Here is a 12,573-nt window from a genome sequence, read left to right as displayed (position 1 = left end):
ATGTTTCGTTGTACCTTAGTTTTTGTCGCACTCCTGACCGCAGGCTGCGTCTCGCTTGACCCGGACTACATCCGCCCGGCGGCGCCGGTTCCCGCCACGCTACCCGGCGCCCACGGCGAAGCCACCGCGGTGATCGGCGGCTGGCAGCAGGTGGTGAACGACGCGCGGCTGAAAAAAGTGGTCAGCATGGCGCTGACCAGCAACCGCGATCTGCAGAAAGCCCTCGCCGATATTGAAGCCGCCCGCGCCCAGTACGGCGAGACCCGCGCCGCGCTGTTCCCGACCGTTGACGCCGAACTGAGCCATACCCGTAGTAAAACGGTGGCCAGCGGCCTGACCTCGTCGGCACAAGCCGACGGCGCGGTCTCCAGCTTCGAGCTGGATCTGTTCGGCAAGAATCAGAGTCTGTCCCGCGCCGCGCGGGAGAGCTGGCTCGCCAGCGAATACACCGCACAGAATACGCGCCTGACGATGATTGCCGACCTGACCACCGCCTGGGTCGCCCTCGCGGCGGACAACAGCAATCTGGCGCTGGCGCAGGAGACCCTGGCCAGCGCCGATAACTCACGCCAAATCGTCGCCCGCCAGATGGCGGTGGGCACCGCCTCCGCGGGCGATCTCAGCGATGCCGAAAGCGTTTATCAGCAGGCTCGCGCCAGCGTCGCCAGCTACCGCACGCTGGTCGCCCAGGACAAAAATGCGCTCAATTTACTGGCTGGCGAAACCGTGCCCGATAGCCTGTTGCCCGGCACCCTGGAAAGCCTCGGCGATCACAGCATTAGCCTGGTGCCCGCCGGCGTTTCGTCGTCGGTGCTGCTTCGTCGCCCGGATATTCAGGAAGCAGAGCATAATCTGAAAGGCGCCAATGCCGACATCGGCGCGGCGCGAGCCAACTTCTTCCCCACCATCTCGCTAACCGCCAGCGCTGGCGTAGGCAGCGATGCGCTATCTTCCCTGTTCAGTCACGGGATGCAGGTGTGGTCGTTCGCCCCATCGATTAGCCTGCCGCTATTTACCGGCGGCAGCAATCTGGCCCAGTTGCGCTATGCCGAAGCGGAGAAAAAGGGGCTGATCGCCACCTATGAGAAGAGTATCCAGAGCGCCTTTAAAGACGTGGCCGATGCGCTGGCGCGCCGGGAAACGCTGAGCGAACAGCTGGATGCCCAGCGCCAGTACGTCGCCGCCGAGCAGACGTCGCTGGATATCGCCATGAAACGCTATCAGACCGGCGTCGGCGATTATCTGTCGGTCCTGACCGCCCAGCGCACGCTGTGGTCGGCGCAGGCGACGCTGATCGCCCTGCAGCAAACCGACCTCGAAAACCGGATCACGCTCTGGCAGTCGCTGGGAGGCGGCGCCAGCTAACCCATTTTCAGCCGGGCGGCAACGCCCGGCATACGCAAGGAGTTCCTATGCCGCGTATCTCTCTCTCGTGGGCGCTGGTCCTCGGCCTGTTAACCGCTATCGGCCCGCTGTGTACCGACTTCTATCTGCCTGCGCTGCCGGACATCACCCAACAGCTGAACGCCACCGGTACGCAAACCCAGCTTTCGCTGACGGCCTCGTTGATTGGCCTCGGCCTTGGACAGCTGTTTTTTGGCCCGCTGAGCGACCGCATCGGCCGCCAGAAGCCGCTGATCCTGTCGCTGCTGCTGTTTATCTTCTCTTCGGCGATGTGCGCAACGACCCATGATATTCATCTGCTGATTGCATGGCGTTTTCTGCAGGGCTTCGCCGGCGCCGGCGGTTCGGTGCTGTCCCGTTCGATTGCCCGCGATAAATATCAGGGCGCCCGGTTGACCCAGTTTTTCGCTCTGCTGATGACCGTCAACGGCATCGCCCCGGTAGTGTCGCCGGTGATCGGCGGCTACATCATCACTCTCTCCGACTGGCGCGTTCTGTTCTGGGCGATGGCCGCCATCGGCGGCGTACTGCTGCTCCTGAGCCTGGCGGTGCTACGTGAAACGCTGCCGGCAAAAGACGCCGCTACGCCGCAGCAAAACAACGCGCCGGTTATGAAAAATCGCCGCTTTATGCGCTACTGCCTGATTCAGGCCTTCATGATGGCCGGCCTGTTCTCGTACATCGGTTCGTCGTCATTCGTGATTCAGAACGAATACGCCATGACTGCCCTACAGTTCAGCCTGCTGTTCGGGGTCAACGGGATCGGGCTGATCATCGCTGCGCAGATCTTCTCCCGTCTCTCTCACCGCTTCAGCGCGGACGCGCTGCTACGCGGCGGTCTGAGCCTGGCGGTTCTGTGTGCGGCCATCACGCTGGTATTCGCCTGGCTGCACCTGCCGCTGCCGGCGCTGATCGGTCTGTTCTTCACCGTGTCGTTAATGAGCGGCATCAGCACCGTTGCCGGGTCAAAAGCGATGGGGGAAGTCAGCAGCGCGCAGTCAGGTACCGCTTCGGCATTGATGGGAACCTTAATGTTTGTCTGCGGCGGTATCGCCGCGCCGCTGGCCGGGCTCGGCGGTGAAACGATGCTGAAAATGAGTCTCGCCATGACCATTAGCTATCTGATGGCCCTGTTCTTCGGCCTGGCAAAACCACACGCCGCCCGCTAATTAAAGATGCAGTAATAAAATATTCCATTATTGTTACTGCATCACTTCCCGCCATACCTACAAATCTCTGCTTATCCGTTAAGTACTAATCGTGATAGCCTTCACATGATTGGAATAATTAATTCCTTAAAATCTGGCTTAACTGTGAATGATGAGGTTTTTTTATGAGTATCGACCTGAGCACATTGCTGACCGAGCGTCGCAACGCCAATAGCGCCAATATCGACACCCTGTCCACCGTCGAGATGCTGACGGTGATTAACCAGGAAGACCAGCAGGTGGCCCATGCAATCACCGCCTATTTGCCGCAAATCGCCCAGGTCGTGGATAAAGTCGCGATGGCGCTGCAGGCCGGGGGGCGCCTGATTTATATCGGCGCGGGAACCTCCGGTCGTCTGGGGATCCTTGATGCCAGCGAATGTCCGCCGACCTTCGGCACCCGCCCGGAGCAGGTGGTAGGAATTATCGCCGGCGGTCATAAAGCGATTCTTAGCGCCGTGGAAAACGTGGAAGACAATAAAGCGCAGGGCGCCATGGACCTGCAAAACCTCAGCTTCAGCAATCGCGATGTGCTGGTTGGCCTGGCGGCCAGCGGACGTACGCCGTACGTCATCGGCGCCATGGAGTATGCCCATAGCCAGAACGCCTTCGTCGCCATCGTCAGCTGCAACCCGCACGGCGAAATGGCTCGTTTAGCCGATGTCGCCATCACGCCGGCAGTGGGCCCGGAAGTGGTCACCGGCTCCACCCGCCTGAAGGCGGGAACCGCGCAGAAGCTGGTGCTGAACATGATCTCCACCGGCGCCATGATCCGCATCGGCAAGGTGTACAGCAATTTGATGGTCGACGTCGAAGCGACCAACGCGAAGCTGATTGAGCGCCAGGTCTCGATCGTCATGGAAGCGACCGACTGCGATCGCGCCACGGCGCAAAGCGCACTTGATGCCTGCGGCCGCCACTGTAAAACGGCGATTGTGATGGTACTGGCGGATCTGAACGCCGCCGAAGCCCAGTCCCTGCTGGCGAAAAATAACGGCTATATCCGCAAAGCGCTGAGCAACACCTAAGCGTCGACAAACAGGTAACGTGCAATGGCAAAAATAAATAAAGAGATGATAGCGCGGATCCTTACGCATGTAGGCGGGGCCGGGAACGTGGCCCAGGCGGGGAACTGTATGACCCGCCTGCGATTAACCTTACGTGATGAGCAGCTCGCCGATAGCGCCGCCATCCGCCAGATTGAGGGCGTGATGGGGGTTATCGTCAGCGATGAGCAGTTCCAGGTGGTGCTGGGGCCCGGCAAAGCGCAAACCGCGGCGGAAATGATGAACGGGCTGCTGGATGAGGCGCCGGCCGGCTCGCCTTCTCTGGCGGATGTCGCATCAGAGAAAAAGCAGGCGCTAAAGAGCAGGCAAACCAGCGGCGTGCAGAAGTTTCTTGCCCGATTCGCCACCATTTTTACCCCGCTGATCCCTGGTTTTATCGCCGTCGGGCTGCTGCTCGGCTTCGCAACGCTGGCGGAGCAGATGTTCGTGCTGGAAAATGCCCATCCGAACGCGCCCCTGGTCGCGCTGATCGGCTATATGAAAGTCTTCAGCAAAGGGATGTTCACCTTCCTCAGCATTCTGATCGGCTATAACGCGCAGAAGGCGTTCGGCGGTTCCGGGGTCAACGGAGCGATCGTTGCTTCGCTGTTTGTCCTTGGCTACAACCCCGAGGCGACCAGCGGTTTTTATTCCGGGATCACCACCTTCTTTGGCCACGGCATCGACCCGCGCGGCAACATTATCGGCGTGCTGATTGCCGCGATTCTGGGCGCATGGGTGGAAAAACAGGTGCGCCGCATAATGCCAGCCAACCTCGATATGATCCTCACCTCGGCGGTCACCCTGCTGATTATGGGCGCGATAACGTTTACCGTGATTATGCCGATTGGCGGCTGGCTGTTTACCGGGATGTCGTGGCTGTTCCTGCATCTCAACGGTAACCCGTTCGGCTCTGCGGTGCTGGCCGGGCTGTTCCTGCTGGCGGTGATGTTCGGCGTTCACCAGGGTTTTGTGCCGGTCTATTTTGCGCTGGTCGATGCGCAAGGTTTTAACTCGCTGTTCCCGATTCTGGCGATGGCGGGAGCCGGGCAGGTTGGCGCCGCGCTGGCGCTTTACTGGCGGGCGAAGCACGGCTCAACGCTGCGTACCCAGATTAAAGGGGCGATCATTCCAGGCTTTCTCGGCATTGGCGAACCGCTGATTTATGGCGTCACCCTGCCGCGAATGAAGCCGTTCATCACCGCCTGTATTGGCGGCGCCTGCGGCGGTTTCTTCCTCGGCCTGATTGCGTGGCTCGGTCTGCCGGTAGGGTTAAACACGGTGTTCGGCCCCTCTGGCCTGGTGGCGCTGCCGCTGATGACCTCGGCAAGCGGGATCTACGCAGGTATGGCGGTCTACACCGCCGGGCTCGCCGTTGCCTACCTCTGCGGCTTCGTCTTTACCTGGCTGTTTGCCAGTAAAAACGTCGATTTGAGCTGAGCGGCAGGCCCGGCCGAGGCCGTAACGCACAGCGCCGACTATGCGCCGCTTAGCCAGGACATACAACGCCGGGCACCGTTTCACGACGGCCGTTTCCTGCCCGGCGCTTCGGCCTCGCGCATGCTATGATGCCCGTTTTGCGCTATTTCACCTGAGGAAAAGATGGGCTCCAGCAAAAAAGGGATGCTGAACGTTCTGATAGCCGCCGTGCTATGGGGGAGTTCCGGCGTCTGCGCGCAGTACATTATGCAGCAAAGCCAGATGTCGTCGCCGTATCTGACCATGACGCGCCTGCTGTTCGCGGGCCTGATTCTCCTGATGCTCTCTTTCGTCCACGGCGACCGAATTTTCCGCGTCCTGCGAAACCGTAAAGACGCCATCAGCCTGCTGATCTTTTCGCTGTTCGGCGCCCTGACCGTGCAGTTCACCTTCCTGATGACCATTGAAAAATCGAACGCCGCCACTGCGACGGTGCTGCAGTTCCTGTCGCCGACGATCATCGTCGCCTGGTTTGCGCTGGCGCGTAAAACGCGGCCTGGGCCGCTGGTGCTGGCCGCCATCGGCACTTCGCTGGCGGGGACGTTCCTGCTGGTCACCCATGGCAATCCGACCACGCTGTCGATATCGCCCGCAGCGCTGTTCTGGGGGGTGGCTTCGGCCTTTGCCGCCGCGTTCTATACCACCTGGCCGTCAACGCTTATCGCCCGTTACGGCACCCTGCCGATCGTCGGCTGGAGTATGCTGCTGGGCGGGGCGATGCTGCTGCCGTTCTATGGCGGCCAGGGGGCCAGCTTTGTGGTCAACGGCCGTCTGCTGCTGGCGTTCTTCTATCTGGTGGTCATTGGCACCGCGTTGACCTTCAGTCTCTATTTAAATGGCGCGCAGATGATTGGCGGCGCGAAGGCAGGTATTCTCAGCTGCGCCGAGCCGTTGAGCAGCGCCCTGCTCTCGCTCCTGCTGTTGGGCATCACCTTTACGCTACCGGACTGGCTCGGCACGTTACTGATTCTCTCATCGGTGGTGCTGATCGCCGTGGATTCCCGGCGGCGGGTTCGGGTAGGATAAAGTCAATCTACTGATTTTAAAAGATTTAATATCCGACCAATTTGCGCATTTCGCCTCCTGCGCATATAGTTGACTGAAGCCACTACTTAAGGAGAAGTCGATGAAAGCGTGTTGGATTGTGTGTCTGATCGCCAGCCTGAGCGCGACGGCGGCCTGGGCCGAATCACCTCTGCAAAGTCTGCAGTTCGAGCAACAAAAGCAGCAGGTGCTGACGGCGGTGAAGGAAAAATGCGCCCCGGCGACCACCCTCAGCGATACCGACTTTGCCAATAAAGTCCTCGCGTCGAAGCAAAACCAGGAATACGTCCGCGAGGCGACGCTGGCGAAAGAGCGTAATAACCAGAAGCAGTATCAGGCAGCAATCGGGAAGATCGGCTGCCCGGCGAAGTAATCAGTAATCACTTCAGCTTAAGGGCCAGCGCTTTCCAGTCGAAAGGGACCAGCTGCGTATAGTTCAGGCCGCGTGCGGCCATGTTCTGCGGCAGCTGGCGTTGCGCCTGTGCCGTCGCCCGGCTCATCAGCCCCGCCCCGCCTGCGTCACGTAGCGTTTTCACGACCTCTTCCATCTCCTCACCGCGGCGAATACCGTGTTCAGCCACCCGGCTAATCAGATATCCCGGAAACTCGTCGTTCCAGCCCAGCGACGGGAAACTGCTATGCAGCGACGCCAGGACCTGCTCTTCCACTCCATATTCGCGGGCGGCGAACAGACATTCGGTCGTCAATGCCTCCAGGCCTTTGATCATGACGCTCCGGCACATTTTAATGGCCGACACCTTGCCCACGTCATCCGCGCCGTAACGAGCGTTAAGCCCCAGGGCGCCTAAGCGTTCCGCGAGCGCGCGAGCCTGTACGCCGCCAATCAGCAACGGCGTTCTCAGCCGCGCCGGCGGTACCGGCGCCATTACCGCCACATCGAGATAGGCCCCGGGCAAAAAGCGATTGGCCGCGATACGTTTAGTTTCAGGCGCTACCGAGTTCAAATCGAGGAAAAATTGGCCTTCACGTACGTATTCGGCTGCTGCCAGCGCGACTTCCAGCGCCGAGCCGGCGGTCACGGTGGAAAAGATCAGCGTTGCCCCCTCCAGCGCCTGGGCAAGCGAGTCCGCAACCCGGACGCCTGCCAGATGCGCTTTTTCCCGCATCGCTGCGCGCTCTGCGCCCTGAAGCTTGCGATCCCAGATGGTAACGTCATTTTCCCGTGCCAAATCACCCGCCAGAATCCCGCCAGCTTCGCCGAAACCAATAAATGTTATTGCCGTCATCATTGCTCCTTACGCGGCCAGACCCTGGCCGGAATGCAGACTTCGCCGGAAAACAGCAGGCGGGCGGTACGCAGCAGACCGCAGCCCGCCAGTTCACCCTGCGCGCTGCGCCGCAGGGCAACGCTGAACTCGCCGCTGGGGTGCTCAACGCTGATAAGCGGATTGTCGCCCACCCGCGCCAGCCCCTCGGCGACCGAACCGGGGATCAGGCAGGCGCTGGCGACGCTGACTGCGCCAAATACGCCAATCGACGCGTGGCAGCGGTGAGGGATAAAGGTCCGGCTGGCAATCGCGCCGCCGTCGCGCGGCTCGGCGATCAGGGTCATTTTCGGTACCGTACGCCGGGCAACATCACCCAGATTCATTCGTGGGCCGGCCTGCAGGCGTATCGACTCCAGCCGCTGTTTCAGCTCGCTGTCGCTATCCAGCTGTTCGCGGGTTTCATAGCCGCTTCGCCCAAGGTCGCGGGCGCGCAACAAAATCACCGGCATCCCGTTATCGATGCAGGTCACCTCGATACCGTCGAAGCGGTCAATGGCGCTCCCGGTTGGCAGCAGCGCGCCGCAGCTGGAACCTGCGACATCAAGAAAATTCAGTACGATTTGGCTGGCATATCCCGGTACCCCGTCAATGCGCGTCCCGCCCGCATACTCCACGCCGTCTTCATCGCAAGGCACCTCAGCGATGGCCGTCTGACCGGTGTTTTCCATAAAGATTCGCACCTGGGTCAGCGGCGCCGCGTGGGCCACCAGGCCGCGTTCAATCGCGAACGGCCCAACGGCGGCGAGAATATTGCCGCAGTTCTGCCCGTAGTCGACCACTGCGCTATCGACGTTAACCTGAGCAAACAGGTAATCGACGTCAGCGTCTGGTCGCGCGGAGCGGCGGATAATCGCCACTTTGCTGGTCAGCGGATCGCCGCCGCCGATGCCATCAATCTGTCTGACGTCCGGCGAGCCCATCGCCGCCAGCAGCACCGCATCGCGCTGCACGGGGTCTGACGGCAGATCGTCCGCCAGAAAACAGGCGGCTTTCGAGGTACCGCCGCGCATCAGCAGGCAGGGTATCTTGCGTTGCGCCATCTTAGCCCTCCACATCGTCCGCATTGTCGTAATAACGCAGCCCCTTTTCCGCCAGACGCGGACGCATGGCGTAAATATCCAGCCCCAGCTCGCCATCGCGCAGCCGATCGCGCTTTGCCATTTCATTAGCCATTCGGGTTTCCGCCTTTGCCAGCACCGCGCGGGCTTGTGCATACGGTACGACCACGACGCCGTCGTCATCCGCCACCACCACATCGCCGGGGGTAACCAGCTGCCCGGCGCAGACTACCGGGACGTTGACCGATCCCAACGTCTCTTTCACCGTCCCCTGGGCATAGACCTGGCGCGACCACACGGCAAAGCCCATTTCTCGCAGGGTATGCGAGTCGCGGATCCCGATATCGCCCACCAGGCCGATCACGCCCCGTGATTGCAGCGACGTTGCCAGCAGGTCACCGAAGAAGCCATCGCCGCAGGGCGAGGTCGGGGCCACGACCAGAATATCCCCCGCGCGACACTGCTCGACCGCCACGTGGAACATCCAGTTGTCGCCCGGCGTCACCAGCACCGTGACGGCGTTCCCCGCCCGGCTGACGCCCTGCTGAATCGGGCGAATGGCTGGAGCCATCAACCCCTGCCGATCGTGCGCTTCATGAATCGTTGCCACCCCAGCTGTTGCAAACTGCTGTAACGTCGCCGCGTCGAGGCGCGGCAGATTACGGATAACAATGCCTTTTTTATTCAATAGCTTCATGCCAGATTCTCCGTCACCCGAGGGAAGATGCTCTGATATGCTTCACCGTGAACGATATCGCGGGCGGCGGTGATGCCGATATTGCGTTTCGCCTGCACGCCGCGCTGCAGCGCAACCCGGGTGTAGTACTCCCAGAGATGCTCCTGGCCCTGCATACACTGAATAGCCTGATATTTTTTTTCCCACACGCTGGTGATATCCAGCAAGACATCCGGCTGCCAGTGGCACTGTTCCGGCTGGTGTGGTTCAAAGCAGTAAACCGGCGGCGCGGCGACGATCTTTTCGCCGGGACGATAGCCTTCCGCCTGGGCAATGATGCGCGCTTCCTGGGCCAGGTTAGAGGCCATCGGATGGTCGTAGTTGTAAGGGTCCTGCAGCGAGTGAGTCAGGACAAAGTGCGGCTGCACGCGACGATACACATCGGCCAGGCGGAACAGCGTCTCTTGATCGGCGCGCAGAGGATAATCGCCGATATCAAAAAACTCGACGCTGGCGCCGAGGATATCGGCGGCGGCCTGCGCCTCTTGCTGGCGGATCTGCTTCACCGTCTCTTCGGTCATATTGCCTTTGCGCCACAATTTGGCCGATTCGCCACGCTCGCCGAACGACAGGCAGACAATATGGACCTGGTAGCCCTGGCTGGCGTGCAGGGCAATCGCCCCGCCAGCGCGCCAGACGAAATCGGCGGAGTGGGCGCTGACGACAAGGGCACTTTTTTCGCTATGCGGATGAGACATGATGGCTTCCTCTGTTGTTTTTTTCAGCTTGTCATGTCCCGGGGTCCGCGGGTAATTCGTTAACTTGCGAAGGCTATGATTTTTATTTATGTTGTAGGAAAGCTCACAACCTGGCGCCTGGTACAGAATGTTGAAGAGAAAATACGATAAGACGATAAATATCATGCAGCTACGTTTCTTCTGCCAGGTCGCTCAGCGCGGCAGCGTCTCGCGTGCCGCTGATGATTTATTTCGTACACAGTCGGCGATCACCCGGGCAATCCGCGATCTGGAAGCGGCGCTGAACGTGACGCTATTCGAGCGCCACTACAGCGGGATGGTGGCGACAGAGTACGGTAAATGTATTCTGCCGCGCGCCCTGCGCGCGATCGGTGATTTACAGGCGATTCCCGCCCTGTTGCACAAGCTGAAAGCCCGCGCCTCATCTGCGCTGCCGGACGCCGGCTGGCTGTTTAATACCCGGCGGCTGGAGATCTTCCTGCAGCTCTACCATGTCAACCACACGCAGACCGTCGCCACGCAGCTGGGTATCACCCAGCCGGCGGTCAGCGCAGCGCTGAAAATTCTGGAAAAAGGCGCCGATTCCGCCCTGTTTCGCCGGACACCGGAAGGCGTCCGGCCGACACCAGCAGCAGATCTGCTGTACCCGCCCATCAGCCGGGCACTCAACGAGCTGGAGAATATCTGGAGCGATCTTGCCGCCCGTCGGGGGGTGCTTGAGGGTAGCGTACGCATCGGCGCCCTGCCGCTCAGCCGTACCCGGCTACTGCCTGCGGCGATTCGCGCCTTTCTGGCGCATCATCCGGGGATTATGGTGATGACCAACGAAAGTCCATATGAGTCGCTGGTTTCCGACATGCGCGCGGGACATATCGATTTTATTATCGGCGCGCTGCGTCAGGATGAAGAGCTGCCCGACCTGAGCTGCGAGGCGCTGTTTGAGGAAGAGATGTTGATTCTTCTGCGCAATGAGCACCCGCTGCTTCGCCACCCCAATCCACTGAGTCAGCTAGCGGCCGCGCAATGGGTACTGCCGCGCTCGAATGCTCCGGCACGACGCCTGCTGGAGCGGGCGTTTCTGACATTGGGATTACCTTTGCCGCAGCCAACCGTGGAGACAGGAGATGCGGCGATGGTGCGCGGCCTGCTACGCGACTCTGATATGCTGGCGGCAGTTTCCGCCAGCCAGATGTGTTTCGAAATCGACAATGGCCTGCTGACCGTACTGCCGGTGCAGCTGCCGGATACCACCCGCCGCATCGGGCTCACCTTCCGCGCGGGAAGTTTGCCGTCGCCGGCGACCCAGGCGCTACTCAGCTTTATCCAGCAGCAGGTCGCGCAAGGTCAACGGGTTCCGGCCACCGAGTAAGTCACCTGCTGATTTCGCGTTTTCTGGAACTCTTCCAGCGTCTGTCCGCGCATGGCGGCGTAGATATCCAGGTTAGATACGCCCACCACCGCCCCCATTTTCTCCAGCAGGAAAAAGCTGGCGCCGTACTGAATCAACCCGCGCCAGTCGCGCGCGTCGAGCAGACGTTGCTCCTCTTCGCTCAGCCCCGCTTCGGCGTATAGCGCCTGCGGTTGCTTGAGAAAACGCTCGCGCCAGGCGGGTTGAATCAGCTGGTGCAGGAAACTGTTCAACCGCAGGCTATTCAGGCTACGCTCATGGGTGAACGGATAGGTCCCCGGCAGCTTTTCCACGCCAGCCAGCTGCTGTGCCATATGCTGACGATGGCGACTGAGGGTATCCACCGGCGGAGTGCGGGCATTATTTTCCAGAATCAGGGTGGCGATGCCGGTCATTGACGGCAGGTAGTAGTCACGCCAGGCTTCAGTCACGTTAGCCGACAGCGCGCCGCGCATGACCAGCCACATAATCACTTCAGACCCTTCCATCCCCCCAAGCGTGGCGTACTCGCCAAGCGTCATTTCAGCCAGCTTTTCCGGATCATTAACCAGCATATCAACGAACTGCGCGTCCCATTGTGGATTGTTGAAACCACAGCGCTCGCCATGCACCTGATGCGACAGGCCCCCGGTCGCGACGATCGCCACGTTGATATCTTCCGGGTAACTTTCAATCGCCCGGCGCAGCGCCTGGCCAAGCTTGTAGCAGCGCCGGGCGCTGGGCACCGGGAATTGCAACACGCCGATTTGCAACGGGATCACCCGCGTCGGCCATCCCGTTTCCTGCTGCCACGGCAGCAGCGCCGAGAGCGGAGAGAACAGGCCGTGGTCGAGCTTTTTGTCCATAAAGAACGACATATCAAACTCGTCCGCCATCAGGCTCGCGCCGATATGCCTGGAGAGCGCCGCATCGCCTTTTACCGGCGGCAGATCGCGCGGGCCTCCCCCTTCATCTGCCACAGCGTATTCGTTATCAATCCCGAGCGTAAACGTCGAGTAGTGATCGAAGAAAAAGGCGGTCACATGGTCATTGAAGATATAGACTAGCGCATCCGGTTTTTTCTCATCAAGCCAGATCTGCAGCGGCTCAAAGCTCTGGAAAATAGGTGCCCATGCCGCTTCCTGCTGTTTGTGATGATCGACGGCAAAGCCGATGGTCGGGGTATGAGAAACGGCGATCCCGCCGAGTATTCTGGCCATAAGG

Annotated in this window: 12 protein-coding genes; 7 read left to right on the top strand and 5 right to left on the bottom strand. The window is 60.5% G+C overall.

All coding sequences use genetic code 11. The features are described 5' to 3' along the window. From EDF73_RS11320 to EDF73_RS11295, 6 genes are all read left to right on the top strand, one after another. Complete coding sequence (locus EDF73_RS11320; RefSeq protein ID WP_132729222.1) at positions 1–1,365, top strand: efflux transporter outer membrane subunit; 1,365 nt, start codon at positions 1–3, stop codon at positions 1,363–1,365. 47 nt (positions 1,366–1,412) lie between these two features. Continuing rightward, on the top strand, positions 1,413–2,573 hold the full coding sequence (locus EDF73_RS11315) for a multidrug effflux MFS transporter (protein WP_132729220.1): 1,161 nt from the start codon (positions 1,413–1,415) through the stop codon (positions 2,571–2,573). Positions 2,574–2,737: 164 nt separating this feature from the next. Then, positions 2,738–3,640: an N-acetylmuramic acid 6-phosphate etherase gene (murQ, locus tag EDF73_RS11310; RefSeq protein WP_132729219.1), complete on the top strand. Its 903-nt coding sequence runs from the start codon at positions 2,738–2,740 to the stop codon at positions 3,638–3,640. Between the two features lie 24 nt (positions 3,641–3,664). Beyond that, entirely contained in the window at positions 3,665–5,098 is a 1,434-nt protein-coding gene (gene murP, locus EDF73_RS11305) for a PTS N-acetylmuramic acid transporter subunit IIBC (RefSeq protein WP_132729217.1), read from the top strand. A gap of 162 nt (positions 5,099–5,260) precedes the next feature. Continuing rightward, the gene (locus tag EDF73_RS11300; protein ID WP_165905698.1) at positions 5,261–6,163 is read left to right on the top strand and encodes an EamA family transporter; all 903 of its coding nucleotides are present in this window, start codon (positions 5,261–5,263) and stop codon (positions 6,161–6,163) included. A 100-nt stretch (positions 6,164–6,263) separates the two neighbouring features. After that, positions 6,264–6,554: a YicS family protein gene (locus tag EDF73_RS11295; RefSeq protein WP_132729215.1), complete on the top strand. Its 291-nt coding sequence runs from the start codon at positions 6,264–6,266 to the stop codon at positions 6,552–6,554. A 7-nt stretch (positions 6,555–6,561) separates the two neighbouring features. Here the strand turns inward: EDF73_RS11295 and EDF73_RS11290 are convergent, their stop codons facing one another. The 4 genes from EDF73_RS11290 to EDF73_RS11275 are packed head-to-tail and all read right to left on the bottom strand — an operon-like array spanning position 6,562 to position 9,962. Continuing rightward, positions 6,562–7,428 carry an NAD(P)-dependent oxidoreductase gene (locus EDF73_RS11290; protein ID WP_132729474.1) on the bottom strand — a complete coding sequence of 289 codons (867 nt, stop codon included), beginning with the start codon at positions 7,426–7,428 and terminating at the stop codon, positions 6,562–6,564. Further along, positions 7,428–8,510, bottom strand: coding sequence for a 4-oxalomesaconate tautomerase (locus EDF73_RS11285; RefSeq protein ID WP_132729213.1), 1,083 nt, complete (start codon positions 8,508–8,510; stop codon positions 7,428–7,430). Before EDF73_RS11285 ends, EDF73_RS11290 begins: the two co-directional genes overlap by 1 nt. A 1-nt stretch (position 8,511) precedes the next feature. After that, positions 8,512–9,225, bottom strand: a complete 714-nt coding sequence (locus EDF73_RS11280) for a 4-carboxy-4-hydroxy-2-oxoadipate aldolase/oxaloacetate decarboxylase (RefSeq protein WP_132729211.1) — start codon at positions 9,223–9,225, stop codon at positions 8,512–8,514. Next, the gene (locus EDF73_RS11275; protein WP_132729209.1) at positions 9,222–9,962 is read right to left on the bottom strand and encodes a PIG-L deacetylase family protein; all 741 of its coding nucleotides are present in this window, start codon (positions 9,960–9,962) and stop codon (positions 9,222–9,224) included. Before EDF73_RS11275 ends, EDF73_RS11280 begins: the two co-directional genes overlap by 4 nt. Positions 9,963–10,089: 127 nt before the next feature. Between EDF73_RS11275 and EDF73_RS11270 the strand changes: the two genes are divergently transcribed. Then, on the top strand, positions 10,090–11,331 hold the full coding sequence (locus EDF73_RS11270; RefSeq protein ID WP_132729207.1) for a LysR family transcriptional regulator: 1,242 nt from the start codon (positions 10,090–10,092) through the stop codon (positions 11,329–11,331). On the opposite strand, the gene EDF73_RS11265 is transcribed toward EDF73_RS11270, so the two are convergent. Next, positions 11,307–12,569, bottom strand: a complete 1,263-nt coding sequence (locus tag EDF73_RS11265) for a gallate dioxygenase (protein WP_132729205.1) — start codon at positions 12,567–12,569, stop codon at positions 11,307–11,309. The genes EDF73_RS11270 and EDF73_RS11265 overlap by 25 nt on opposite strands. Positions 12,570–12,573 lie beyond the last annotated feature (4 nt).

It is taken from the genome of Klebsiella sp. BIGb0138 (assembly GCF_004342285.1).
Lineage (GTDB): Bacteria > Pseudomonadota > Gammaproteobacteria > Enterobacterales > Enterobacteriaceae > Klebsiella.
Note: the sequence above shows the minus strand (reverse complement) of the source record. Positions and strands in the feature narration are given on the sequence as shown.